Origin of the sequence: Nocardia wallacei (assembly GCF_014466955.1) — a bacterium.
GTDB lineage: Bacteria > Actinomycetota > Actinomycetes > Mycobacteriales > Mycobacteriaceae > Nocardia > Nocardia wallacei.
Genome location: NZ_AP023396.1, coordinates 3,912,032 through 3,937,268, shown reverse-complemented (window position 1 = coordinate 3,937,268; position 25,237 = coordinate 3,912,032). Strand labels below are relative to the sequence as shown.

The 25,237-nt window shown below is 69.8% G+C and carries 24 protein-coding genes; 11 read left to right on the top strand and 13 right to left on the bottom strand.

Features of this window, described 5'->3' with window-relative positions; all coding sequences use genetic code 11:
* Window positions 1-135 precede the first annotated feature (135 nt).
* The gene (locus NWFMUON74_RS17515) at window positions 136-1,599 is read right to left on the bottom strand and encodes an SDR family NAD(P)-dependent oxidoreductase (RefSeq protein WP_187682963.1); all 1,464 of its coding nucleotides are present in this window, start codon (window positions 1,597-1,599) and stop codon (window positions 136-138) included.
* A gap of 91 nt (window positions 1,600-1,690) precedes the next feature.
* Window positions 1,691-2,572, bottom strand: a complete 882-nt coding sequence (locus tag NWFMUON74_RS17510; RefSeq protein WP_187682962.1) for an alpha/beta fold hydrolase — start codon at window positions 2,570-2,572, stop codon at window positions 1,691-1,693.
* Between the two features lie 241 nt (window positions 2,573-2,813).
* On the opposite strand from NWFMUON74_RS17510, the gene NWFMUON74_RS17505 reads away from it, so the two are divergent.
* The 3 genes from NWFMUON74_RS17505 to NWFMUON74_RS17495 all read left to right on the top strand — a co-directional run bounded on the left by NWFMUON74_RS17505 (window position 2,814) and on the right by NWFMUON74_RS17495 (window position 5,379).
* Window positions 2,814-3,476: a TetR/AcrR family transcriptional regulator gene (locus NWFMUON74_RS17505; protein ID WP_232110411.1), complete on the top strand. Its 663-nt coding sequence runs from the start codon at window positions 2,814-2,816 to the stop codon at window positions 3,474-3,476.
* Window positions 3,477-3,578: 102 nt separating this feature from the next.
* The gene (locus NWFMUON74_RS17500) at window positions 3,579-4,724 is read left to right on the top strand and encodes an acyl-CoA dehydrogenase family protein (protein WP_187682960.1); all 1,146 of its coding nucleotides are present in this window, start codon (window positions 3,579-3,581) and stop codon (window positions 4,722-4,724) included.
* Window positions 4,708-5,379, top strand: a complete 672-nt coding sequence (locus tag NWFMUON74_RS17495; protein ID WP_187682959.1) for a TetR/AcrR family transcriptional regulator — start codon at window positions 4,708-4,710, stop codon at window positions 5,377-5,379. Before NWFMUON74_RS17500 ends, NWFMUON74_RS17495 begins: the two co-directional genes overlap by 17 nt.
* A gap of 15 nt (window positions 5,380-5,394) precedes the next feature.
* Here the strand turns inward: NWFMUON74_RS17495 and NWFMUON74_RS17490 are convergent, their stop codons facing one another.
* The 5 genes from NWFMUON74_RS17490 to NWFMUON74_RS17470 form a co-directional block, all read right to left on the bottom strand.
* Complete coding sequence (locus NWFMUON74_RS17490) at window positions 5,395-6,450, bottom strand: DNA polymerase domain-containing protein (RefSeq protein ID WP_187682958.1); 1,056 nt, start codon at window positions 6,448-6,450, stop codon at window positions 5,395-5,397.
* Window positions 6,447-7,529, bottom strand: a complete 1,083-nt coding sequence (locus NWFMUON74_RS17485; RefSeq protein ID WP_187682957.1) for an ATP-dependent DNA ligase — start codon at window positions 7,527-7,529, stop codon at window positions 6,447-6,449. The genes NWFMUON74_RS17490 and NWFMUON74_RS17485 overlap by 4 nt, the downstream gene beginning before the upstream one ends.
* A gap of 95 nt (window positions 7,530-7,624) precedes the next feature.
* Window positions 7,625-8,026, bottom strand: coding sequence for a cold-shock protein (locus tag NWFMUON74_RS17480; RefSeq protein ID WP_232110410.1), 402 nt, complete (start codon window positions 8,024-8,026; stop codon window positions 7,625-7,627).
* A gap of 39 nt (window positions 8,027-8,065) precedes the next feature.
* Window positions 8,066-9,166: an SPFH domain-containing protein gene (locus tag NWFMUON74_RS17475; protein WP_187682956.1), complete on the bottom strand. Its 1,101-nt coding sequence runs from the start codon at window positions 9,164-9,166 to the stop codon at window positions 8,066-8,068.
* A gap of 14 nt (window positions 9,167-9,180) precedes the next feature.
* Window positions 9,181-9,420 carry a hypothetical protein gene (locus NWFMUON74_RS17470; RefSeq protein ID WP_187682955.1) on the bottom strand — a complete coding sequence of 80 codons (240 nt, stop codon included), beginning with the start codon at window positions 9,418-9,420 and terminating at the stop codon, window positions 9,181-9,183.
* Between the two features lie 130 nt (window positions 9,421-9,550).
* Here NWFMUON74_RS17470 and NWFMUON74_RS17465 point away from each other — a divergent pair, with 130 nt between their 5' ends.
* From NWFMUON74_RS17465 to NWFMUON74_RS17450, 5 genes are all read left to right on the top strand, one after another.
* Complete coding sequence (locus NWFMUON74_RS17465; protein ID WP_232110409.1) at window positions 9,551-11,089, top strand: DHA2 family efflux MFS transporter permease subunit; 1,539 nt, start codon at window positions 9,551-9,553, stop codon at window positions 11,087-11,089.
* 92 nt (window positions 11,090-11,181) lie between these two features.
* Window positions 11,182-13,056, top strand: coding sequence for a Na+/H+ antiporter (locus NWFMUON74_RS17460; protein ID WP_187682953.1), 1,875 nt, complete (start codon window positions 11,182-11,184; stop codon window positions 13,054-13,056).
* A 19-nt stretch (window positions 13,057-13,075) separates the two neighbouring features.
* Window positions 13,076-13,702 carry a TetR/AcrR family transcriptional regulator gene (locus NWFMUON74_RS17455; RefSeq protein ID WP_187682952.1) on the top strand — a complete coding sequence of 209 codons (627 nt, stop codon included), beginning with the start codon at window positions 13,076-13,078 and terminating at the stop codon, window positions 13,700-13,702.
* 222 nt (window positions 13,703-13,924) lie between these two features.
* On the top strand, window positions 13,925-14,053 hold the full coding sequence (locus NWFMUON74_RS36575) for a hypothetical protein (protein ID WP_269475280.1): 129 nt from the start codon (window positions 13,925-13,927) through the stop codon (window positions 14,051-14,053).
* A gap of 42 nt (window positions 14,054-14,095) precedes the next feature.
* Window positions 14,096-14,830, top strand: coding sequence for an MgtC/SapB family protein (locus NWFMUON74_RS17450; protein WP_187682951.1), 735 nt, complete (start codon window positions 14,096-14,098; stop codon window positions 14,828-14,830).
* A gap of 7 nt (window positions 14,831-14,837) precedes the next feature.
* On the opposite strand, the gene NWFMUON74_RS17445 is transcribed toward NWFMUON74_RS17450, so the two are convergent.
* Complete coding sequence (locus tag NWFMUON74_RS17445) at window positions 14,838-15,569, bottom strand: TetR/AcrR family transcriptional regulator C-terminal domain-containing protein (RefSeq protein WP_187682950.1); 732 nt, start codon at window positions 15,567-15,569, stop codon at window positions 14,838-14,840.
* A 53-nt stretch (window positions 15,570-15,622) separates the two neighbouring features.
* Between NWFMUON74_RS17445 and NWFMUON74_RS17440 the strand changes: the two genes are divergently transcribed.
* A complete protein-coding gene (locus tag NWFMUON74_RS17440; protein WP_232110408.1) occupies window positions 15,623-17,101 on the top strand; it encodes an MFS transporter in 1,479 nt (492 codons plus the stop codon).
* Between the two features lie 350 nt (window positions 17,102-17,451).
* Here the strand turns inward: NWFMUON74_RS17440 and NWFMUON74_RS17435 are convergent, their stop codons facing one another.
* Genes NWFMUON74_RS17435 through NWFMUON74_RS17420 form a run of 4 tightly spaced genes read right to left on the bottom strand, consistent with a single transcriptional unit; the run spans window position 17,452 to window position 22,773 of the window.
* Window positions 17,452-18,786, bottom strand: coding sequence for a pyridoxal-phosphate dependent enzyme (locus NWFMUON74_RS17435; protein ID WP_187682949.1), 1,335 nt, complete (start codon window positions 18,784-18,786; stop codon window positions 17,452-17,454).
* Entirely contained in the window at window positions 18,786-20,228 is a 1,443-nt protein-coding gene (locus NWFMUON74_RS17430; protein WP_187682948.1) for an alanine racemase, read from the bottom strand. Before NWFMUON74_RS17430 ends, NWFMUON74_RS17435 begins: the two co-directional genes overlap by 1 nt.
* Entirely contained in the window at window positions 20,225-21,502 is a 1,278-nt protein-coding gene (locus NWFMUON74_RS17425; RefSeq protein WP_187688811.1) for a heavy-metal-associated domain-containing protein, read from the bottom strand. Before NWFMUON74_RS17425 ends, NWFMUON74_RS17430 begins: the two co-directional genes overlap by 4 nt.
* Window positions 21,499-22,773: an aminotransferase class V-fold PLP-dependent enzyme gene (locus tag NWFMUON74_RS17420; protein ID WP_232111084.1), complete on the bottom strand. Its 1,275-nt coding sequence runs from the start codon at window positions 22,771-22,773 to the stop codon at window positions 21,499-21,501. Before NWFMUON74_RS17420 ends, NWFMUON74_RS17425 begins: the two co-directional genes overlap by 4 nt.
* A 174-nt stretch (window positions 22,774-22,947) precedes the next feature.
* Here NWFMUON74_RS17420 and NWFMUON74_RS17415 point away from each other — a divergent pair, with 174 nt between their 5' ends.
* Window positions 22,948-23,379 (top strand): pyridoxamine 5'-phosphate oxidase family protein, encoded by a 432-nt coding sequence (locus NWFMUON74_RS17415; protein ID WP_187688810.1) that lies wholly within the window; start codon window positions 22,948-22,950, stop codon window positions 23,377-23,379.
* Between the two features lie 10 nt (window positions 23,380-23,389).
* Here NWFMUON74_RS17415 and NWFMUON74_RS17410 read toward each other — a convergent pair whose 3' ends face one another.
* Entirely contained in the window at window positions 23,390-23,926 is a 537-nt protein-coding gene (locus NWFMUON74_RS17410; RefSeq protein WP_187688809.1) for a DUF2599 domain-containing protein, read from the bottom strand.
* Between the two features lie 189 nt (window positions 23,927-24,115).
* Between NWFMUON74_RS17410 and NWFMUON74_RS17405 the strand changes: the two genes are divergently transcribed.
* Complete coding sequence (locus NWFMUON74_RS17405; protein ID WP_187688808.1) at window positions 24,116-25,201, top strand: TerD family protein; 1,086 nt, start codon at window positions 24,116-24,118, stop codon at window positions 25,199-25,201.
* Window positions 25,202-25,237 lie beyond the last annotated feature (36 nt).

Sequence of the window (25,237 nt, the reverse complement as noted above, 5' to 3'; positions counted from 1 at the left end):
TAAAGATACCGCTATCGACCTATGCGAATTTAAGCATGTAAATTCAACCCAAACATCAACCGCAGAACACACAACCTCACTCCAAAGCAGCAACGAGGACGAGAACCTCAGGTGGAACGGCGGATTCGCCGGGCCTCACCAGTTGGACGGCTCGTAGTCCTTGAGGAAGCAGCCGTACAGGTCGACGCCCTGCTCGCCTCGGACGATGGGGTCGTAGACGCGCGCGGCGCCGTCGACCAGGTCGAGGGGCGCGTGGAATCCTTCCTCGGCCAGGCGGAGCTTGGTGTAGTGCGGGCGTTCGTCGGTGATCCAGCCCGTGTCGACGGCGGTCATGAGAATGCGGTCGGCTTCGAACATTTCGCGGGCGCTGGTGCGGGTGAGCATGTTGAGCGCGGCCTTGGCCATATTGGTGTGCGGGTGGCCGGGTCCCTTGTAGGCGCGGCTGAACACGCCTTCCATGGCGGAGACGTTGACGACGTACTTGCGGCGGGCGGACGCGGCGGCCATCGCGGGGCGCAGGCGCGAAACGAGCACGAACGGTGCGACCGAGTTGCACAGCTGCACCTCGAGCAGTTCGGTGGCGTCGACTTCGGCGACGGTCTGCACCCAGCTGTTGGTGTGCGCGAGGTCGGGTACCAGGCCGCCGGCGTCGATGGCGACGCCGCGCGAAATGCGTTCGGGTGTGGCCGAACCCGCGACGAGGGCGAGGTCGGTGACGTCGGCGGCCGAGAGCGCGGGGGCCAGCGATGCGGTGAGCGCCGTGGGGTGGGCCTGCATGGTCTTGCCGAAGCTGACCGTGTCGGGCAGTTCGCCGGCGGGCAGCGGGCCGTTCTCGGCCTCGGCGAGCGCGCTGTAGGCGCCGGGTGAGCGGCGGACGGTCTGCGCGGCGTTGTTGATCAGGATATCGAGGGGCCCTTGTGCCGCGACGTCGTCGGCCAGCGCCACCACCTGAGCGGGGTCGCGGAGATCGATGCCGACGACGCGGAGGCGGTGGATCCAGTCGGCGCTGTCGGGCTGGGCTTTGAAGCGGCGGACGGCGTCGTTGGGGAAACGGGTGGTGATGGTGGTGTGGGCGCCGTCGCGCAGCAGCCGCAGCGCGATGTACATGCCTATCTTGGCGCGGCCGCCGGTGAGCAGCGCGCGGCGGCCGCGCAGGTCCGTGCGGGCGTCGCGCTTGGCGTGGCTGCGGGCGGCGCAGTCGGGGCACAGCTGGTGGTAGAAGGTGTCGACGCGGGTGTATCGCTGTTTGCAGATGTAGCACGGCCGGGGGCGGACGAGGGTGCCCGCAGTGGTCCCGGTGCTGTTGGGGGACAACGGGATTCCGGCGGTCTCGTCGTCGATGCGGTGGGGTGAGCCGGTGGCGGTGGCGGCCACCACGGCACGGTCGGCGGCGGACTTGGCGTCGCGGGCGGCGACGCGGCGGCGCTGCTTGAGCTTTTTGAACATGTGCCCGACGGCGTGCTGCACGGCTACCGAGTCGGGGTGCTCTTTGTCGAGTTGCGCGGCCTGGTCGAGTACGCGGAGGCAGGCGGCGAGGTCCGCCGGGTCGATGGCGGGCTCCGGCGATGCCGTGCGGGTCGTCGGGTCGTTGTGGGCCATCGTGGTGCGGGTCTGTCCTTCGTGCGCTGGTGAGGTGGCGTCTCATTGTCGCATCGTGGGCCCGCGGCCGATCTCGGTGGCCGAGGTTCGGCTATCGCGGCGAGTATTCGATGGGGGCGTTGTCGGCGCGGAGGTCGTCGATGAAGTTGGCGATCGCCTCGCCGACCAGCAGTGGTTCGGTGATGGGCAGCCAGTGGTCGGCGGGCAGCCGGTAGCACCACAGCCGGTCGGCGCCGCGGCGGACGTGGTCGGCGGCGGCGGGCAGGGCGAGGGCGTCGGCGCGGTCGACGATCAACTGGACCGGTACGGCGGTGTGGGTTTCGGCAGGGTGGCGTAGGTGGTGGAGGAGGTTGGCGTGCACGATGCGGGCCCCGGCGAGCAGGTCGGTGGCCCACGTGCGTGCGAGCGGGGGTGTGCCGTGGACGAGCCGGGCGCGCACGCGCGGGCGGCCCAGTAGGCGGCGGCCGAGGACGAGCCAGCCGAGTCCGGGAAGCTTCCACCAGGGTGCGTCGGGCAGGCGGGGGTGGCGTAGGGCCAGTGCGAGGCGGCCGAGGTCGGGGGCGCACAGGGCGGTGCCGGAGGCGATGCGGGTGTTGGCGCGGGGGTCGCCGAGCGCGGCCCACAGTTGGAAGGCGCCCCAGCCGTGGCCGGCGGCGTGTGCGGGGCGGCCGGGGCTGACGGCGTCGAGTACGGCGTAGAGGTCGTCGGTCAGGTCGGTGAGCCGATAGTCCTGGGCGCGAGGGGGTTTGGCGGAGCGGCCGTGGCCGCGGACGTCATAGGTGACGACGTGGAAGCTGTCGGCGAGCATCCGGGCGACGTCGTCCCAGATTCGGTGGGTGTCGGTGATGCCGTGGACGAGGACGAGGGTGTCGGCCTTGGGGTTGCCGCGTTCGTGGACGGCGAGTTCGAGGTCGCCGTTGCGCACGGTGCGCCGGCGTGGCCGGAGCAGGTCGGGGTCGGGCAGGTGGGTCATCGTGTCTACCTCGCAGTGCCGGGCTGTCCCGCTGGATCGTACCGCCGGTACGATCGACGATACCGAGGGTACGGGGATATTGGGTTGGCGGACGGTGCGTACCTGGTTTTCCCTGTATACGTTCACAGTCGGTGTGGGCTGCTTTCGTACTGCCGGTACGTGTAGTCTCGCTGTGAGCCCACTGCCCCAGGGAGTCGAGTCGGTCGTGCCCCGTCCCAGCCGTAATACCCATTCGCCGCGCGTGACTCGCGACGAGATCGTCGACGCGGCGATTCGGGTGATCGATCGGACGGGTCCGCGGCCGAGTATGGACGGCATCGCGCGCGAGGCGGGGATCACCAAGCCGCGGTTGTATCGGCAGTTCGCGGACAAGGCGGATCTGTACACGGCCGTGGCGGAGCGCATGTCGCGGACGGCGTTCGCGGCGACGGGGGAGGATATGACGCTGCTGTTGCAGCCGCCGCGGCCGGCGTTGCGGCGGGTTTTCGGTGATTACGCGCGGGGGATTCTGGAGCATCCCAACGTGTTCCGGTTCCTGGCGCAGGCGCCGGTGTCGCCGGGGTCGGGTGGTGAGCGGGACGGTTCGGTGTTGCAGTTCGATCTGGGCCGCGATGCCGCGCGCCGGTTCACCAAGCTGGCGCGGGCGATCGCCGACGCGGTGCCGGTGGAGGTGGGCGGGATCGATTATCTGTCGCGCGCGGTGATCGGTGTGGTGGTGGCGACGACGGATCTGTGGCTGGAGGGTCCGCCGGCGGAGGGGGCGGAGGAGTTCGTGGTGGAGGCCAGTGAGCTGGTGTGGGGGTTGATCGATGGGTTCCTGCGGCGGCAGGGGATCGCCGCGGATCCGGAGACGCCGATCTTCACGACGCTGGCCGAGGTCAATCAGGCGCACGAGGCGGGGTGACGGCCCGCCGGGAGCGTTGTTGACATTCCGCCAATAGTCGTCCACGCTGGTGCTCGGAGGGCCGGTGGGTGCCGGCCGGGCATGAGACGAAGGGCAACAACGATGGTGCGCGCCCCATGGAGCGACGACGAGGTCGAGGCCGTACGCGAGTTGGCGAAGGACTTCTTCGCCAAGGAGGTCGTTCCGCACGAGGAGAAGTTCGTCGCGCAGGGCCATCCCGATCGGGAGCTGTACCACCGGGCCGGTGAGCTGGGCCTGCTGTGCGCCTCGATTCCGGCCGAATACGGCGGCGGCGGAGGCACTTTCGCGCACGAGGCGGCCATCATCGAGGAGCAGACCTTCCAGGGTGACGGCGCGCTGGGCATGCCGGTGCATTCGTCGATCATCGCGCCGTATCTGCATCAGTTCGGTTCCGAGGAGCTCAAGGCGCGGGTGCTGCCGAAGGCGGCCAGCGGGGAGATGGTGCTCTCGATCGGGATGACCGAGCCGGGCACGGGTTCGGATCTGCAGAACATCAAGACCCGGGCGGTGCGCGAGGGCGACGAGTACGTCATCACCGGGTCGAAGATATTCATCTCCAACGGCTGGCTGTGCGACGGCATCGTCATCGCCGCCAAGACCGATCCGACGAAGGGCGCCGCGGGGGTGTCGCTGATCTTCGCGGAGGTCGGGGACGACACGCCGGGGTTCGAGCGCGGCCGGATCCTGTCGAAGATCGGTGGCAAGGGGCAGGACACCGCGGAGTTGTTCTTCGACGGGCTGCGGGTTCCGGCGGCGAATCTGCTCGGTGAGGCCGAGGGGCAGGGCTTCTATCAGATGATGCAGCTGCTGGCGCAGGAGCGGCTGGTGACCGCGATCATGGCGGTGGCGATGATGGAGAAGGCCGTCGATCTGACGGTCGAGTACACCAAGGGGCGCGAGGCGTTCGGCAAGCCGCTGTTCGCGATGCAGAACACGAAATTCGAGCTGGCCGAGTGCAAAACGCTGGCAACGGTGGGCCGGACGTTCCTCGACGATGCCATTGTCAAGCATCTGCGTGGTGAGCTGGACATCCCGACCGCGGCCATGGCGAAATACTGGCTCACCGACCAGTTGGGTATTGTGGTGGATCGCTGTCTGCAACTGTTCGGTGGCTATGGATACATGACGGAATACCCGATCTCTCAGCTGTACACGGGTGCCCGGGTGCTGCGCATCCTGGCCGGTTCCAACGAGGTGATGAAGGATCTCATTGCCCGCTCACTCTGAAACCAGTCGCTCCGAGACCACGCTGCCGGTGGATACCGTCGCCGATCCGTCGGCGCGGCGGCGTCGGCTCGAGCCCGACGAACGGCGCGCGCAGATTCTGGAATGCGCGATCGAGATGTTCGGTGAGCGCCCGTACGCGGCCGTGTCGACCGCGGAGCTGGCGCAGCGTGCGGGTGTCGCGCGCGGGCTGATCAATCACTATTTCGGCAACAAGCGTGACCTGTATCTGGCGGTGGTGCGGCGGATGGTGACGCTGCCGCGGCCCGATCACATGGTGGTGCCCACGGGCGACACCCGCGAGCGGGTGGAGGCGAGTGTGGCGTGGTTGCTGGACACCATCGGCGAGCACGGCAGCACGTGGGTGAAGGTGACCGGGCACGAGGGCATCGGTGACGATCCGGAGGTGGAGCGCATCCTCGACGCGGCCGACGACGCGGCCGCCGACCGGTTGCTGCATATGGTCGGCCTGGCGGGCTCCAAGCGCAGCGCTGAGTTGCGCGCGCTGGTGCGCGCCTACGGCGGGCTGGTGAAAGCGGCTGGGCGCGAATGGATCACGCGCGGTTCGCTGTCGCGTGAGCAGGTGCACCATCTGCTGGCGGACATGCTGCTGACCCTGGTCACCCGGTCCTTCCCGAAGATCGAGGATCAGGGCTGACGCGGTCGGTTCCGGCTACTCCTTGCGGGCTCGGCTGGGCTGGACGCGTGGGGGTTCGTTGGGCATTTTCGGGTAGACGGGCGGCCAGGGGGCGTCCATGAGGCCGGATTCCAGGTCGCGCGTGGACATGTCGAGCAGTGGCTCGATGGATTGCGGGGTGCGGTCGGCCCACGGGTCGCCGAGTTCGGTGACGCGGGCGGGGACGGTGGCGAGGGTGAGTTCGTCGGGGACGACGGTGTCGAGTTCGTCCCAGGCGAGCGGGGTGGAGACCTGGCCGCCGACCTTGGGGCGCACGCACCAGGCGCCGAATACGGTGCGGTGCGGGGCGTTCTGGTTGTAGTCGACGAAGATTCGGCTGCCGCGGTTCTCCTTCCACCATTGGGCGGTGATGAGGTCGCCGTGGCGGCGTTCGAGTTCGCGGGCGAGGGCGACGGCGGCCGCGCGGACCTGGTAGCCGTCCCAGCGGGGTTCGAGCAGGATGTAGATGTGCAGGCCGCGGGAGCCGGAGGTCTTGAGGCGGGCGTCGATGCCGAGTTCGGCGCACAGATCGCGGGTCAGCGCGGCGGTTTCGCGCAGGTCGTCGAAGGCGGTGCCGGGGGAGGGGTCGAGGTCGATGCGGAGTTCGTCGGTGACGCCGGTGGGTGGCAGGAGTGTCCCGGCGGCGTCGTGCACCTCGGGTGCGGTGCTGTGTTCGGCGGCGCCGGCGTGGGTGGGCCAGACGTGAAATCCCAAGCAGCCCAGGTTGACTGCCCACAGGATGTGGGCGAGGTCGGCGGCGACGAGGGCGTCGCTGGTGGTGCCGTTGGGGGTGGAGACGACGGTGGTCTGCAGCCAGTCGGGTACCGATTTGGGGACGCGTTTCTGGAACCAGGATTTGCCGCTCGCGCCGTCGGGGTAGCGTTCGAGCAGGACGGGCCGGTCGCGGACGGTGCGCAGGAACGGTTCGGCGACGGCCTGGTAGTAGCGGACGAGGTCGAGTTTGGTTTCGCCGCGCTTGGTGAAGTAGATCTTGTCGGGGTTGGTGATGGTGACGGTTCTGCCGTCGACTTCGAGGTCGATGGCGGTGCTCATCGCTTGGCCTCGGCGAAGATGTCGGCGAGTTCTGCGGGGGCGACCTCGTCGAGCTGGGCGTAGGTGCAGGATTCGGGGGTGCGGTCGTCGCGGAAGCGGACCAGGCGGCCGCCGTGGCGTAATCGACCGGCCATGACGTGCTCGTAGCGGACCTCGGCGACCAGTTCGGGGCGCAGTGCCTCCCAGGACAGGTCTTTGCCGCCGGTCCAGCGGCTGATGCCGCCGGGCATCTTGCCGTCGGCCTTGGCTTGGGCGGCGGCGTCGGCCCAGCTGCGCCAGGGGTGGTGTTCGAGGGCGTTCTCGCGCAGGGGGGCGAGTTCGTCGACGAGTTCGCTGCGGCGTTTGGCGGTGAAGCTGCTGGCGACGCCGACGTGGTGCAGGCTGCCTTCGTCGTCGTAGAGGCCGAGCAGCAGTGATCCGACGCCCTGGCCGTCCTTGTGCCAGCGGAATCCGGCGACGACGCAGTCGGCGGTGCGTTCGTGTTTGACCTTGACCATGACGCGTTTGTCCTGCAGGTAGGGCAGGTCGGTGGCTTTGACCATGACGCCGTCGAAACCGGCGCCTTCGAAGCGGGTGAACCAGTCCTGGGCGGTCTGCGGGTCGGAGGTCAGGGGGGTGAGGTGCAGGCGTTCGTAGCTGCCGGTGAGGAGGGTTTCGAGGGTGCGGCGGCGTTCGGCGAACGCTTTGCCGGTGAGGTCGTCGTCGCCGAGGGCGAGCAGGTCGAAGGCGACGAAGCTGGCGGGGGTCTCCACGGCGAGTTTGTTGACCCGGGAGGCGGCCGGGTGCAGGCGTTGCTGAAGGGTGTCGAAGTCGAGGCCCTGTGCGGTGACGACGACGACTTCGCCGTCGATGACGCAGCGGTCGGGCAGCGCCTTGCCCAGCAACTCGACGAGTTCGGGGAAGTACCGGGTCAGCGGCCGGTCGTTGCGGGAGCCGAGTTCGATCTCGTCGCCGTCGCGGAACACGATGCAGCGGAAGCCGTCCCATTTGGGTTCGTAGCAGAGGCCGGGGTCGCGCGGCAGGTCGGAGGCCGATTTGGCCAGCATCGGCTTGACGGGTGGCATGACGGGCAGGTCCACACGATCCTCCTCGGGTCGGTCTCACCGATACCGACGGTGCGGGCGAGGTGGATTCATCGCCCGCAACCGCTCAGCAAGATCGTATGCCCGGCAGGTCAGTTCTCCAGCCAGCCGTGCTGATCGGCGAAGGCGGTCAGCCGGTCGCGGATGGTCAGTATCTCCCCGGCGGTGAGGGCGGGGCTGGCATCGAGCAGGAGCTCGGTGATCAGCCGCCGGTGTTCGGCGGGGGTGAGCTGGCCGGAGTTGCGCTCCCGGTTGCGGTGGCGCGGGGCGGCGGTGGCCGCGGGGGGCGGGCCGCCGACCGCGGTGAGGTTGACCGCTTTGGGTCCGCGGTCGCCCTCGGTCACCTCGAATTCGAACACCCGCCCCTGCCGCAACTCGTCCTCGTCCAGTCCTATGTCGTTGACGTGCACGAACACATCGGGGCCCCCGTCTTCCGGGCGGATGAAGCCGAATCCCCGAGAACTATCGAAGGACACCAATTTCCCGATGGACACCTACACCCGCTCCTCGTCGCAGTCCCTGGTGCCGTCACTCTAACCGTCTTGCTGATCGTTGTCGGAGGAAAGAGCTTTTTGCAGGGAGTTGTACACGGTGAGTCCCTGGCCGACCATTCCGTTGACCAGTTCGCTGACGCCGTCGGGGCCGTTGAGGACGGTCAGGTTGGCTTGGGACAGGCCCTGAGCTGCTTGTTTGACGATCTCGGGGAGTTGCTCGATGAGCAGCTGGTCGAGGGCGATGCGGTTGTTGGAGGCGGCGGCCTCGGCCTGGATGCGGGTGCGGTCGGCTTCGGCCTCGGCGAGGATGCGGACGCGTTCGGCTTCGGCGCGGGCGGGTTTGACCACTTCGGCCTGGAGTTGTTCCTCGCGCAGCTGCGCTTGTTTGCGGGCCTGCTCGGCCTGGGCGGTGAGCACTTCCTGCAGGGCGACGGCCTGGGCGAGCGGGCCGGCCTGGGCGGCTTCGGCGTTGGCCTTGTCGATGTCGCGCTGGTATTGCGCCCGCAGCAGGGCGGTCTCGCGGGCGTATTCGGCCTGGCGGCGCTCGGATTCCTGCTGGGCCTGGGCGGCGAGCTGGGCGGCCTGGGCCTGGGCGATGTTGGCGTCGCGCTGCACGGCGGCGTTGTGCGGTGCGGACAGGGCGGTGATGTAGCCGAGGTTGCCGTCGTCGATGGACTGGATCTGGAACGAGTCGACCCACAGCCCGATGTTGCTCATTTCGACCTTGGACGCCACCAGCACCTCGTCGGCGAGTTTCTGGCGTTCGCGGATGATCTCCTCGACGGTCATCGAGCCGACGATCGAGCGCAGATGGCCGGAGAAGATGCGTCCGGTCAGGACGGACATCTCCCGTTCCTGTTCGGACAGGAATCGTTGTGCCGCATTGACGATCGAGACGGTGTCGTTGGCCACCTTGAAGGCGATCACGGCGCGCACGTCGAGCTGGATCGCCTGTTTGGTGACGCAGCGTTCGGAGATCTCGGCCTCGAACATGGCCAGCGACAAATAGCTGACCTTGCGAAAGAACGGCATGACCCAATTGCCGCGACCGATGACGACCCGGAACGGCGCGTTGTCGGCGGCGCGCCCGCCGCTGACGAGCATGGCCTCGTCGGGATCGGGCACGTGGTACCCCAGCACTGTTGTCTCCCTTGCTATTTCGTTGTCTCCCCACCCGGTCCGAAGTCGAGCGGCACCCAGGGAACGACATCGACGATGCGGCCGGGGTGGACGGCGACGACGAGCACGGTGGTGCCCGCGTCGAGCGCCTCGGCGGCTCGCGCGATGTAGATTTCGGTTCCCCCTCGGATCGCGACCAGGACCTCCCCGAGCATGTGTGCACCCCGGATCGGCGTTGTGAGCGTACCGGTCAAACCCTGCACCGGGTCGGTCATCGGTGGGAACTCCTTGCCGGGCAACGGTGTAGGACGGTGGCCGCCCAGCCTACCGGCGGCGCGGCGGGTCGGATGTCCGGTTTCGGCGCGGCCTCTGGTGATTCGGGGCGGCACCTGGCAGGCTGAAGCGGTGACCCAACCTCCGGATACTCCCGGGCCGCAGTCGGGACCGGTTTCCGACAAGCTCGATGCCGCCGTGTTCAAGGTGGCCGGTGTGGTGGTGATCGGCGCGATCATGTCGATTCTCGACATCACCGTCGTCACCGTCGCCATTCCCAAGTTCCAGACCGAATTCGGCGCCAGTTACGCCATCGCCGCGTGGGCGATGACCGGTTACACGCTGGCGCTGGCCAGCGTCATCCCGGTGACGGGCTGGGCGGCCGACCGTTTCGGCACCAAACGGCTGTACATGCTGGCGCTGGTGTTCTTCGTGCTCGGTTCGGCGCTGTGTGCGACGGCGTGGAACATGCCCTCGCTCATCGCTTTCCGCGTCATCCAGGGCCTCGGCGGCGGCATGCTGATGCCGCTGGGCATCACGATCATGACCCACGCGGCCGGGCCGCAGCGGGTGGGGCGGGTGATGGCGGTGATGGGCGTGCCGATGCTGCTGGGCCCCATCCTCGGCCCGATCCTGGGCGGCTGGCTGATCGGGTTCCACTGGCAGTGGATCTTCCTGATCAACGTCCCGATCGGCGCGGTCGCGCTGGTGCTGGCGTATGTGGTGCTGCAGTCCGACCGACCGGAGCCGTCGCAGTCGTTCGACTTCCTCGGGATGCTGCTGGCCTCGCCGGGCCTGGCGCTGTTTCTCTACGGTGTGTCCTCCATTCCCGAGGAGCACACCGTGGCCGCGGCGAAGGTCCTGGTCCCGGCCGTGCTCGGGCTGGTGCTGCTGGTGTTGTTCGTGCTGCACGCGCTGCGCACCGAGCATCCGCTGATCGATCTGCAGCTGTTCCGCAACCGCGACCTGACCTTCGCGGTGCTGACGATGCTGCTGTTCGCGGTGGCGTTCTTCGGCTCCGGGCTGCTGCTGCCGAGTTATCTGCAGCAGGTGCGTGGTGAGTCGGCGTTGCACGCCGGGTTGCTGCTCGCGCCGCAGGGCCTGGGCGCGATGCTGACGATGCCGATCGCGGGGCGGCTGGTGGACAAGATAGGTCCCGGCAAGATCGTGATGACCGGTATCGCGGTGATCGCGGTCGGCATGACGTTCTTCACCCGGCTCGCGGCCGACACCTCGTACTGGATGATGGGCGCGGCGCTGTTCGTGACCGGTCTGGGCATGGGCTGCACGATGATGCCGACGATGACCGCCGCGATCCAGACCCTCACCCATCAGCAGGTGGCGCGCGGGTCGACGCTGATGAACATCGTCAACCAGACCTCGGCCTCGATCGGCACCGCCACCATGTCGGTGGTGCTGACCAACCTGCTCAACGACAAGCAGTTCGCCCAGGCCGCCATCGGCTCGAACTTCGACCCGTCCCTCGCGGCGAAGCTGCCCCCGGGGGCGTTGGAGGAGGGCTTGTCCCAGGCCGCGAACTCCTTCGCGCACACCTTCATCGTGGCGGTCGTCCTGGTGGCCGCCACCTTGATCCCCGCGGCGTTCCTGTCCCGCAGGAAACCGGCCAACCCCGACGCGGTCGCCGACGCCCCGGTCATGATGGGGCACTGAGTCATTCGGCAGCGGTGCCTCCCGTGCCGGGAGGCACCCGGTATCCGTGGCGCGCCGAACCGATCGCGCTGGTCGCAGTAGGTGCTGGCAGGATGGGCGGAGTGCATATCGCTGTCGGGCTGGTGATCCTCGTCGCCGTGGCGGTCGCGCTGGCGGCGCTGGCGCGGCGGCTGGGGATGGCCGAGCCGTTGTTGCTCACTGTCGCGGGTGTGGTCGCCTCGTATCTGCCGTTCGTTCCGCAGGTCGACATCAATCCGGAGCTGGTGCTGCTGGGGTTGCTGCCGCCGCTGCTGTACACCGCGGCGATCAATACGTCGCTGATCGAGTTCCGGCCCAAGAAGTTGTCCATCGCGCTGTTGTCGGTGGGCCTGGTGCTGGCGACGGCGTTCGCGGTGGCGGCGGTGGTGTGGTGGCTGCTGGGGGTGCCGTTCGCGGCGGCGGTGGCGATCGGCGCGGTGGTCGCGCCGCCGGACGCGGTGGCCGCGATCGCGGTGGCCCGCCGGGTGGGCATGCCGCGGCGCATCGTGACACTGCTCGAGGGTGAGTCGCTGTTCAACGACGCGACCGCGCTGGTGTCGCTGCGTACCGCGATCGCCGCGATGGCGGGCAGTTTCAGCGTGTGGCAGGCCGGCGGTGACTTCCTCTACGCCGCGGGGGGCGGCGCGCTGATCGGGGTGGTCGCCGCGGCGGTGCTGGCGGTGCTGCGCCGGCGCATCACCGATCCGGTGCTCGACACCAGCCTGTCGCTGCTGGCGCCGTTCGCGGCGTATCTGCCCGCCGAGGCCGCGCACGCCTCGGGGGTGATGTCGGTGGTGGTGTGCGGGCTGATCCTGGGGCAGGGCGCGCCGGTGTGGCAGACCGCGGCCTCGCGCATCGCCGAGCGCACCAACTGGCGCACCATCCAGTTCGTGCTGGAGAGCGCGGTATTCCTGCTGATCGGGCTGCAGGTGCGCCACATCGTGGAGGACGCGTGGAACAGCGGCCTGGATCGCGGCACGATCGTGGTCGCCTGTGCCGCGGTGCTGCTGACGGTGGTGGTGGTGCGTCCGCTGTGGGTGTTCCCGGCCACCTATTTCGCCTGGTTCGTCGAGTCGCGGCCGCGGGGCAAGCCGCGCCCGGCCTGGACCGGCCCGGCGGTGGTGTCGTGGTCGGGCATGCGCGGCGTGGTGACCCTGGCGGCGGCGCTGCTGCTGCCCGACGACACCCCCGAGCTGGCCACGCTGAAACTGCTGGCGCTGGTGGTGGTCGGCGGAACGCTGCTGCTGCAAGGGGTTTCGCTGCCGCTGCTGGTGCGGCTGCTGCGGCTGCGCGGGCCCAGCCGCGCCGAGGACGCGCTGCAGGAGGCGAATCTGCTGCAGCAGGCGACCACCGCCGGGCTGGCCGCGTTGGAGTCGGAGGTCGCGCCGGAGACGCCGCCGGAGGTGGTGGCGGCACTGCGGGATCGGGTGTCGCGCCGCGCGTTCGCCGCCTGGGAGCAGCTCGGGCGCGCGGAATCGGTGCGGGTCACTCCGAGCGGGGAGTACCGCAGGCTGCGGCTGGCGATGCTGGCCGCCGAGCGCGCCACCGTGCTGGAGGTGCGCGACGCGGGCACCGTCGACCACGAGGTGCTCGCGCACGTGCTGGCCGCGCTCGACATGGAGGAGTCGACGATCGACCGGGTCGCCGAGGTCGACGACGAGCCGAGCGGGCCGCTGCGCGCCGCGGGCGGCGGGGACTGCGAGCACCTGCGCGCGGCCCCGCACACCGCGCGGCCCGACCATCCCGATCAGTGCGCCGAATGCGTGGCCGAGGGCCTGACCTGGGTGCATCTGCGCATGTGCCTGTCGTGCGGGCATGTCGCCTGCTGTGATTCCTCGCCGGGCAACCACGCGAGTGGCCACTTCCGCGCGAGTGGGCATCCGGTGATGCGCAGCGTCGAACCGGGGGAGAAGTGGCGCTGGTGCTATGTCGATGAGCTGCTGGGCTGAGGGCCGTTAGGGTGGGCGCGTGCAGACTGGTCAGGACTCCGCCGGCGCCGAACCCCGCATCTGGGGCGGGACGACGCTCACCGAACGCCGCGAGGCGCGCCGCACCGCGCTGCTGGAGGCCGCCCTCGACCTGATCGGCGAGGCGGGCGCGGGCGCGGTGACGATGCGCGCGGTGTGCCGGACGGCCAATCTGACCGACCGCTACTTCTACGAAAGCTTCACCAGCCGTGACGATCTGCTGGACACGCTCTACCGGCAGGTCGCCGAGGAGTTCCTGGAACCGATGACCGCCTTCGCCGCCGCCGACAGTCCCGCGCGCGACCGCGAGCTGGCGAGTGTGCTCGTGGACAAGGTGCTCGAGGATCCGCGCAAGTCGCGGCTGTTTCTGGTGGAGCCGTATTCGAGTACGGGGCTGGGGCAGACCACGATCGCGGTGATGCCGACGTTCACCCGGCTCATCCAGGACCATCTGTTCGGCCACATCGCCGATCCGGTGCGCCGCCGCATGGCCGCGGTCACCATGGCCTCGGGTAACGCGGGCATGTTCTCGGCGTGGCTGAACGGCTCGCTCAAGGTGACCCGCGAGCAGGTGGTCGACCACCTGGTCGAGGTCATCACCGTGTACCGCGCCCTCTATCGCGCTTGAATTCGGCTGCGCCACAACACATTCTGTGCCTCGCCACGGCCTTGCGGCAGCGGCACGCACCGGGTCGTGGTTACCGAGGAACCCCGCAATGGCTGGTCCGGGACCGGCCGCGGCACATGGGGTCCGATACGGGGCCGGGCATCACCCACGCCGCCGGGTGGTGCGAGTTCGCTCACAGGAGGGTTGCCGGGAGTTCGGTGGCGGGTGTGTACTGTCCGGCGCATGGTGCGCACACTTGATCCGGAGGAGGTGGTCGACGTGCCCGACAGCGACAGTACGCAATTCGCTTGTGCCGACACGACATTCGGCGACCACCCCGCTTCGCGCCGCCGCCCGCTCTCGCGCGGGTAGCCCGCCGCGCCCGGTCGCCACGAGCCTGCGGAGGGCCGACTCATGACGACTTTCGAGATGCTGGCGCGGCTGGCCACCGGCGTGGGCCTGGGCGTGGCCATCGGGCTCGAGCGCCAGTACCGGGCGCGGATGGCCGGGCTGCGCACCAACGCGCTGGTCTGCGCGGGCGCGACGCTGTTCGTGCTGCTGTCCGCGCACGGTTTTCACGGCGGCACGGCCGATCCGACCCGGGTTGCCGCGCAGATCGTTTCGGGCATCGGCTTCCTCGGCGCGGGGGTGATCATGCGCGAGGGCGCGAGCGTGCGCGGGCTCAATACCGCTGCCACGCTGTGGTGTTCGGCGGCGATCGGCGCGCTCGCCGGGGCGGGCATGTACGGCACCGCCGCGGCGGGCACGGTCGCGGTGGTGGCGGTCAACACCGCGCTGCGCTGGGCCGGGCGCGCGGTGGATCGCCACCCCGACTCCGGCCGTGAGCAGCGCGCGGATTACCTGTTCACCGCGGTCACCGACGACGCCGGGGAGGCGCACGTGCGGGCTCTGCTGGTACAGGCGCTGGCGCGCACCGATTTCCGGCTGGTGTCGGTGTCGAGCCGCAACCTGCCCGAGCCCGAGCCGGGGGCCGCCGCGCCGCGCGGGCGGGTGCAGGTGTGCGCCGCACTGTCCGGCGATCAGCGCGACGACCGCCAGATGGAGTCGGCGGTCAGCCGCCTGAGCCTGGAACCGTCGGTGACCAGTGTCGGCTGGAGTGTCCCCGACACCTCCGCCGCCGTGGGATGAACCGTGCTCAGCGGACCTCGCGGGCGGGCTCCTGGGATCGCGCCGCCCGCAGCCGCGCCTCGAGGCCGTCGAGCACGCACAGCAGGCCGAAGTCGTAGGCGACCATGCGGGCGGTGTCGGGCTCGGTGGGCATGTATTCGCGGTAGTCGCGCAGCATCTCCGGATAGTCGGGGGCGACCTGCTCGAGAGTGGCCATCGCGCTGTCGTATTCCCAGTCCGGCCCGTCGGAGACCCGGCGCAGGCTGATCTCCGGAAGCACCTGTCCCAGGACGAAACTGATCACCATCCCCGACGCCAGGTAGATGTCCAGGCCGGTGAATCCGGCCTGCACGAACGCGCGCCGCAGCCGGTCGCTGAGTTCGAACGCCTTCGGCCCGACCATGGGCATCTGCCCGATCAGGCCCCCCACCCAGGGGTGTTCGAGCATGGTGACGCGCAGGCTGTAGACGAAGGTGGTGACCACCTCGCGCCACGGCTTGTGCTCCGGTTCGGGCACCTCCACGTAACCCCAGAACTCGTCGAGCACCAGCTCGAGCAGTTCGTGCTTGTTCGCGACGTGCCAGTACAGGCTGGTGGCCCCGGCGTTGAGCCGGGCGCCGAGCTTGCGCATGCTCAGCGCCTCGAGCCCCTCGGCGTCGAGCAGTTCCAGCGCCGCGGCCACGATCTGCTCGCGCCCGAGTCCCGACGTCCGCGCCGGGCGCGGCGAGCGGGTCCACACGGAGGAAAACTTCTCGGCCACCGCTTCACCCTAAATCACTGGCACAGCGTTCGAGATTATCGTACGGTGTGCGAGTGGAATCGAACACTGTACGAGAAACCGGGGAGATCGCCCGCGACCCGCGCCGCTGGTGGATCCTGGCGGTCCTCTGCCTGTCGCTGCTGGTGCTGATGATCGACGGCACCGTCCTCAATCTGGCCATTCCGTCGCTGATCCGGGAACTCGGGGCCGCCCCCGCCGACATCCAGTGGATCCTCGACGCCTACATCCTCGTCTTCGCCGGCCTGCTCCTGACCGCGGGCGCGCTGTCGGACCGGTTCGGGCGGCGGCGCATGCTGATCACCGGACTCGCCGTCTTCGGCGTCGCCTCGCTGGTGGCGGTGCTGTCGAGCGAACCGTGGCAGGTCATCGCCGCACGCGCGGCCATGGGCGTCGGCGGATCGCTGCTGATGCCCTCGACCCTGTCGATCCTGATGACCACCTTCGCCGAGGACGAACGCCGCAAGGCGATGGCCGGATGGTCGACGGTGTCGATGGTCGGCATCGTGGCCGGGCCGACGCTGGGCGGCCTGCTGCTGCAACACTTCTGGTGGGGTTCGGTGTTCCTGCTGAACATCCCCGTCGCGATCCTCGCCATCGCCGCGGCCGTGGTGCTCATGCCCGAAACCTTCGGTGAGCAGCGGCCGGTGGACCTGGTGGGGGTGGCGCTGTCTATCGTGGCGCTCACCGCGACGGTGTACGTCATCATCGAACGCGAATGGAACATCCCGGTCATCGCGCTGGCGGTGCTGGCCGCGGCCGCGTTCGCCTACTGGGAACACCGCTCCGAACATCCGATGCTGCCGCTGGGGGTGTTCCGCAACCGCGACTTCACCGGCACCTGCCTGACGCTGCTGCTGATGGTGTTCGGCATGGGCGCCGTGCTGCTCATGCTGACCCAGTACCTACAGTTCGTGCTCGACTACACCCCGATGAAAGCCGGATTCGCGCTCCTGCCGTACGCGGTCGCGGCCGCGGTGTGCAACGGGCTGGGGGCCACGCTGGGCAAGAAGCTGAGCAACAAGACGCTCATCGTGTCGGGCCTGCTGGTGATGGGCGCGGCGTTCGCGGTACTGGCCAACGCCGACAGCTACCTGTGGGTGCTGGTGTCGATGCTGGTGATGGGTGTCGGCGGCGGCCTGGCCGGGCCCTCGGCCTACGCCTCGATCATGAGCGCCATCCCGCTCGAGCACGCCGGTGTCGGCTCGGCCATGAACGACACCCTGCAGCAGGTCGGCCAGGCGCTGAGCATCGCCGTGCTCGGCAGCGTGCTGGCGGGCGTGTTCACCTCCCACATGCCCGCCGAACTCCCCGCGGCCGCCCGCGACAACATCGGCGCCGCCCTGCAACTCGGATTCACCGACCCGGCCCGCTCGGCCTTCACCACCGCCATGCACTACGGCTCATGGATCAGCGCCGCCTTCGCCGTAGCCGCAGCCCTGCTGGGCCTGATCCTGCTACGCACCCGCAAACCCACCCAGCACCAGGAACCGGAAACCGCCCCGGTGATGTGAACCGCGGGAACTCATAGCCCGGTGATGTGAACCGCGGGAACTCATAGCCCGGTGATGTGAACCGCGGCGACTCATAGCCGGGTGTTGTGAACCGCGGCAACGCACAGCCCCCTGATGGGAAACGCAGAAAACTCATCGCTCCCTGATGGGAACGCGGGGAACCCACGGGCCGCTGATGTGGACCGTGGAACGTACGGCCAGGTGGGATGAGCTGTTGCGACCGCACAGCCCGGTGATGTGACATCGCTGCGACCTCATGGCCCCGGTGGTGTGGCACTCGGGGAACGGTTATGGGCGGGTGGCGGGAACTCATGGGACCTCGGTGGCCTGGGGGTGGGGTCGGTGGGATGTCAGCGGGGTGGTGGGGCGGACTCCAGGGGCAGGCCCGCGTCCCGCCAGGCCACGATGCCGCCGTCCAGGCTCGCCGCGTCGAAACCGGCGCGGCGGGCCAGGGCCGCGAATCGGCGCGAGACCTCACCGACCGGGCAGACGAAAACCACCGGGCGCGACCGCGAGAACGGCATTCCGTGCCCCAGCATGTCGTCGAGCTGATCATCGCGAATGTTCAACGCGCCCGGCACATGCCCGATTCGGTAGGCCATCGCGCCGCGCGTGTCCACGATCGTCGGCCGCGCGGTGGCGTCGAGGTCGGCCAGCGCGCCCGGCGACAGCACCGGCACCTCGGCCAGCTCCGCGGCCGTCGGCGGGCGCGTGCGAGAACCGCTGCGCCCGAACAACTCCGGACGCCGCTTCTTGATGTAGGACAGATACGGTTCGAGCCGGTCGCACACGATGATCACCGCCACCACCGGTTCGGCCGTGGCCGAAACATCCAGCGCGTTCAGGAATTCCAGCGCCGCCGCGTAGGTGGCGCCGCTGGTCGGCCCCGCCAGCACGCCGTATCCGGTCGCCAGCTCCATCGTGGCGTCGATCGCGCGCCCGGAATCGACGGTCAGGATGTGGTCGTAGAAGTCGGGCCGGAACAGCCCCACCTCCCACATCTCGGTCTCCGAGCGGATACCCGGAATGAAATCCGACCGCTCCGACACCACCGCCAGCGCCCCCAGCTCCGGATTGTGCTTGCGCAGATACGCCGCCGCGCCGCGGGTGGAACCGGTGGTGCCCAGCCCGCCGACCAGATAGTCGACGCGGTGCACCCCGTCGCGGGCGAGGTCCTCGTGGATCTCGCGGCCGGTGCCGTGATAGTGCGCCTCGATGTTCTTCTCGTTGGTGTACTGCGACGGATGATGGTAGACGCCAGGGTTTTTCGCCATCGTCGACTCGATCACCGAGTACACGTCGTTGGGGGTGGTGGGATCCGGGCACTCCGACAACCCCGGCAGCTCCTCGATCTCGGTGCCGAACAGCTGCAGCAGCTCCCGCACCTCGCCGACCTTGATCCGGTTGGTGACCGCGCGTAACCCCACCCCGTGCAGCGCGCCCAGGATGCGCAGCGCCTTGGCGGTGTTGCCGCTGGACGCCTCGATCAGCGTCTGCCCGCGCGCGGTGATGTCGTCGAGTTCGTCGCGGATCATGCCCCACGCCACCCGGTCCTTCACCGACCCGAACGGGTTGGCGGACTCCAGCTTCGCGTACAGCTGCACGTTGTCGAGCCCGTGCACGGCCGGATCCAGCCGCAACAGCGGCGTGTTACCGATCAGCTCGGTGATGTGGTCGTAGCGCATCACACCGCCCCGGCGGCGACGGCAGGCTCGTAGTCGGCGTCGCGGCAGATCCGGAACTGCCCGGACCGGTGCGCCACAGCCAGTTTCGGCGGCAGCGGATGCATCGACGCGGCCGCGGCCGACAGGTCGGAATGGTAGGCGGCGGTATTGGGGAACACCACCAGATCCCCCGGGCGCGGCCGCGCGTCCAGCCACACCTTGTGATTGGTGATCAGATCGCGTTCCAGGCACAGCCGCCCGGCGAAGAACACCCCCACCGGGCCCGCCTCGGCCACCGGACCGGCATCGCGACGGGGCAGTACGATCGGATCCACCATCACCTCCTGATCGGCCGGGGTGACGGTGTCGCGGCTGAGGTCGAGGTTGACCAGCACGCTGCCGTCGGCGGCCTGTTTGACGAATTCCACCCGCGCCACCGAGATTCCGGCGTGGTCGACCAGCGCCTTGCCCGGCTCCAGCCACAGTTCCAGCAGATTCTCTGCGGCCAGTTGCGCGACGGTGCGGCCGCCGTGCGCGTCGAGGGGTGCGGTGAGCAGGTCGTCGAGCATGCGGGTCGCGGGCACCGTGTTGGCGTACTTGTGGAACACCGGCGTGCCGTGCACGCCCGCGCCGTCGACATGGAACCCGAAAGTGTTGCCGCCCCACGTCATCGGCTCGCCGCGGCCCAGCAGTGCCTCCCGCAGCGCGGCCACGTACCCGTCGAAGCGGTCGGCGTCGGCGGTGAACACCTGCCGGAAACCGCCCCCGATATCGAGCACCGCGGGCGCCAGGCCGTGCGCGTAGGCGCGCTCGACCAGGCCCAGGCACGCCTCCACCGCACGCACCCGCTCGGCCGGCTCCCCGGAATCGATATGGAAGGCGAACCCGCGCAACGTGACCCGGTCGCGCCGCGCCGACAGCAGCTCCAACGCCTCCTCCACCTCGCCCAGCGCGATCCCGAACCGGCTCACCGCACTCGCCGCGAACCCCGACACCCGCAGCAGCACAGCGACATTCGCGTGCCCCGCGGCCAGCTCGGCGAGCCGCTCCAACTCCCACCGATTGTCCACATTCACCGTCACCCCGGCCGCGACGAGCGCGGTCAGCAACGACTCACCCTTCGGTCCGGTCACCTCGATGCGTTCGGGACCGAACCCGGCCTCGGCCGCCGCGGCCAGTTCCTGCGCGGAGGCGACATCGACGGCGATCCCGGCCCGCTCGGCGGTGCGCAGGAACGCCCGCGACCGATTCACCTTGTGCGCGTAGCAGATCCGGTATCGCGGCAGCCGCCGCCGCAGCACCGTCCGCAGCCGCGCCAGATTCTCCGCGTACACCTGCGGGAACACCAGGTGAGCGGGGGAGCCGAAACGGTCCAGCGCGTCCTCGGCCGCGCCCGGGGTGTCGAGGAACGCGCGCACCAGCGGATGGATCTTGGCCGGTAGCGCGGGCACCGCGGCGGTCATACCGCGCTTTCCGCGCCGTGCGAGATCGCGGGCTCGGCCGCGGGCCGGGTCCGCACCGGGTTGTAGCCGCCGTCGCGCAGCGCCTCGAACGCCCGGTGCCGGTTGCGCGGGCTGCGGAACTCGGCCACCACCCGCTTGCCCGCCAGATCCACCTCGTGCACCCGGATCCCCATCGATTCCAGCACGCCGGTGATGGTGCGCACGCAATGCTTGCAGTTCATGTCCGGGACGAAGAAGATCTGATCCTCGGCGGCGAGATCGCCGGTGCCGGGCTCGGATTCGCCGGGCGCCTCGGTCACCGTCAGCGCCGCGACGGTCTCGCAGAACAGCTCCACGAACCGGTCCACCACCATCGTCAGCACACTGTAGTGCTCGCCGTCGACCCGATGCGGCATCGCCGCCAGGCACGCCGGGCGCGTGCCCGGCGCCAGCAGCGCGTACTGGCGCGAGATCAGATCCAGTTCGTCGTGGTACTTCTCGATCGCCGCGGCCACCGTCAACCCCTCCGGGCCGGTGGCGCGGCGCATCACGGTGTGCGCGTCGGTGATGGTGGCATCCTTCATGGCGCGCAGCGTGGCGACGGTGTCGGCGGTGTAGCGCACGCTGCCGTCGGGCTGGGCGGCGAAGGCCACCGCGATCATGCCGCGCCGATAGGTGGAGGCCTGCAACTCCCAGAACCAGCGGGTGGCCACTGCCGCGAAAATGCCGGAATCGCGCATGCCGCATGCGAATTCGGCCGGCGTGCGGTAGGGCGTCGAGTCGGCCAGCAGCGCGTGCTGAGCCAGCGCGCGCCCGCACGCCTCGATCCCGACCCGGAAGATGTCGATCGGGTCGTGGTCGGTGGTGGTGCCCGCCAGCACCGCCCGCTCACCCGGCGCGACCGCGGCGATCCGCGCGGCCAGCGCCGCGTCCCCGGCCAGGGCGTGCCACATCCGCAGCACCGTCTCCCGCATCGCGATCGGCACGACCGGGCCCAGGCCACCGGCCTGGAAGTGCCCGGTGTTGGGGATGCCGTCGGAGTCGGTCCACACCACGCGGTGGGTGGCGCTGGTGACCTGGTCGGCGCGGCAGGGCCGCATGAACCGTTCCAGATACAGGCGCTGCGACAGCGTCAGGTGGCTGCCGGGCTCCGGACGCAGCGGCGCGGTGCGGTATTCGATCGCGCGCGGGCCGGGATCGGGCGGGTCGGCGAACAAGCCGGGGCGGGCCAGCCCGGCGAGCACGCGGGAGGCCGCGCGCCGGTCGTAGCGGGGGTGCGCCGGATCGGTTGTCATCGGACCTCCGTGGCAATGGTGGTGACACACCGCACGAATCGGTCGATCTCCTCGGCGGTGTTGTACAGGTGGGTGCTCACCCGTACCGAATCGTCGTCGGCGGCAGCGATACTGCCCGACGGCACACAGTGCGCGCCGGTGCGGACCAGGAATCCGCACTCGGCCAGCACGAAACCCAGATCGGTGGCGCCGATGCCGTCGAGGGTGAACGACACGATGCCGTACCCGGTCTCGCACGGCGCGTGGGCCGGGCCCGGCAGGAACTCCAGCCCCGGCACCGGGCGCAGGCCCTCGATCAGCTGCCCGGTCAAGGCCCGGTTGTGCGCGGCGATCGCGTCCAGCCCGACCGTGTCCAGGAATTCCAGCGCCGCGCCGAGGGCGAGCACACCGGGCAGATTGGGTGTGCCGCCCTCCAGCAGCTCGGGCATGTTCCCCGGCGCCAGCCCCGAATCCGCCACCGCGACAGCGGAATTGCCGCCCGGCAGGAACGCGGTGAGCTGATCGTGCACGCGGGCGCGGCAGTACAGCACGCCGGTGCCGGGCGCGCCGAACATCTTGTGCGCCGACAGCACCGCGAAATCCGCGCCGAGCGCCTCGACGTCGACCGGCAGATGCCCGGCGCTCTGGCTGCAGTCGAAACACAGCAGCACCCGCGGATCCAGCCGACCACGCAACTCCTCGAGCGTTGTGCGCGCGCCGAACACGTGATGCAGATGCGAGACGGTGATCAGCCGGGTCCGCGGGCCCAGTTTGGCGGCGATGTCGTCGATGTCGGCCTCGCCCAGCGCGGTCACCCGATAGGGGACCAGCCGGATGTGGCGGCCGAAGCGGCGCAGCGTCGCCCGCAACTGCTGCCAGGGATACACGTTGGAGGCGTGATCGCGTGGGCTGTAGAGGATTTCGTCGCCGTCGTCGAGCGCGGCCAGCCCCCACGCCAGCGCGATCGCGTTGAGTCCGGCGGTGGCCCCGGCGGTGAACACGATCTCTTCGGTTGCGGCGCCGAGGAATTCGGCGGTACGCGCCCGGACCTCGGCCACCGCGCGGGTGAGGGTGGTGGCCCACGGGTAGCTGCCGCGACCGGCGTTGGCGGTGCGGGAGCTGTGGTAGCGGTGCACGGCCTCGATCACCGGACGCGGTTTCTGCGTGGTGGACGCGCTGTCCAGATACACCTCGGTGGATTCGGCCAGCGCGGGGAACATCGCGCGCAGCGCCGCGGCGGGAACGGTCGGTGGTGGCCCGGCGGGGGCAGTCGATGACGCAGATGACCGCAACGTGACGCTCCCTTCGGGTCGTGACGCTCCGACCTCACCAACGATCCGACCCCTCAACGATACGCATATTTTCCGACGTGTTCGAAGGTTCTCCCGGGCAACGGGTTTCGGCCGCCGTCCCGGCGCTCGCGGCCGGTGGTGTCGCGGCGCGGGCGCGGCCGGTACCGTGGGGTCATGGCGCTGACTCCGCGAGACCGCGAGAAGTTCCTGTCCGAACCGCACATCGGGGCGCTGGCGATCGCCGCCGGACCCGACCGCGGGCCGCTCACCGTCCCGATCTGGTACGACTACGTGCCCGGCGGCGAACTGTGGCTGCTGACCGGTCCGCAATCGAAGAAGATGACGCTGCTGCGGGCCGCGGGCCGGTTCAGTCTCATGGCCGAACGCCTCGAACCGACCGTCAGGTACGTGACGGCGGAGGGTCCCGTCACGCGGATCGTCCCGGCCGACGACGCGCTGCACGAGGCGATGGTGCGGCGCTACCTGCCCGAAGACCAGGTCGCCGGATACCTGAAGTTCGCCGAAACCCTCGGCGAGCAGGCCGCGGTGTACATGCGGCCCGAGCACTGGCTCTCGGCGGATCTGGGTGATCTGAGCGAACTGTGAAGCGGCCGGGTCAATTACCCGCCGGGTCCGGCCCGCCCGGATTGCACCGGGCCTGCACGGTGCCCTGATAGCCCGGCGCCGGCCGCCACGGCTCCAGATTCCAGCTCGGCTTGTCGGGCGCGACCAGCCGCGCCCACTCCCAGTGGCACTTGAACTGGTCGTACATGCCGGGCGTATCGGCGTCGGGCACCGCGGCCAGCACCTCGCCCCACGCGCGGTCCAGCGCGGCGGGGAAGGTGTCGGCGCGCCCGGCCGCGCTGGGATACACGCGCAGGCGGCGGCCGTCGGGGTCCTCGCTCCACTCGCCGCGCTCGATCAGCGCGCTGTCGGCGTACTCGTCCACCGTCGGTGCCGCGTACGGCGACCCGGTACTCGTCGCGGTCGGCGTCGTGGTCCGTGCGGGCGGTGTGGTCCGTGCGGGCGGCGTGGTTGTAGTGACGCCGGACTCGGCCGCGACCGGCGCGGAATCGTCGGCGCCGCACCCGGCCGCCGCGAGCGCCGCGGCCAGCGGCACCGCCGCGACGACCCGTCTCAGGGTGTGGCGCACCGCGAACTCCTGCCTGCTCGTGCCTGTCTCGCGCCCGTTACCGTACCCGCCCGGCGCGCCGCGGCCGCAATTCGCTTGCCGGCGAGCCGGTTGCGCCACCCTGGCCAGACAGCGCCCCGGCCCGTCGCGGGACCGGCCGGGCCGCCGCGGATAAGCCGGAAGGCGGGCCGGGCAACGTAAACTAGGACGGTGGCCGCACAGCTGACCAAGGGACAGGTCGACCGCCTGGCCGTCGACGACATCGTGGTATCGGTTCGGCACAGCGAGCCGATCGACATCTCCGCCCTGCTGCTCGACACCGGCGGACGGGTGCGCTCGGCCGAGGATCTGATCTTCTACAACCACCCCACCGGCCCGGGCGTGCGCTGGTCGCCCGAGGACGCGACACTGTCGATCGCGCCGCGGCAACTGCCTCCCGACATTCACCACGTGCGGGTGTCGCTGTCGCTCGAGGACACCGGCGCCCGGTTCGCCGACTTCGCGCCACCGCAGGTCCTCGTCGAGGACACCGCCGGAAACCTGGTGTACGAGTACGTGATCGACGACGCGAGCCAGGAATCGGCGGTCATCGCCTTCGATCTCGACCGCGCCGGTCCCGGCTGGCAGCTGCGCACGCTCGGGCACGGCTATCCCGCCGGATTCGCCGCCCTGGTCACCGCGCACGGCGTCCCCGTCGGCGGCCCCGCCGCCCAGGTCTACCGCGGCCCCGCCGTGCTGGACCCCGGCCAGGAAGTCGCGCTCAGCGAGATCCGCAACGGCGACCTGTCGCTGGTGAAGATGGCCGTCGGCTGGGACCCGGTGAAGGTGCACGGCCCGCGCGGGCTGCGCGAACTCGAGATCGACCTGGACGCCTCGGCGCTGCTGTTCGTCGGCCACGACCTCGTGGATGTCGCCTTCTACCAGCAACTTTCGTCGCGCGACGGTGCGGTGCGGCACTCCGGGGACAACCTGACCGGTGAGGGCAAGGGCGACGACGAGGTGATCACCGTGGACCTGGGCCGCCTGCCCGCCCCGGTGACCGCGATGGTCTTCGTGGTCACCTCCTACGCCGGGCACACCTTCGAACGCATCCGCAACGGATACTGGCGCATGGTCGACGGCTCCACCAACGCCGAACTGGTGCGCGGCAATCTGCGCGGCGGCGGCCCGCACACCGCCATGGTGGTGGCGAAGGTGTATCGAGAGGGCGGCAACTGGCGGCTGGCCTCCATCGGCGCGCCCATCGAGGCGGGGCATCCGGTCGAGGCCGTGCCACTGGTGTCGCCGTATCTGTAATCGCCGTCGGGGACCATACGAGAGCGTGGGGACCAC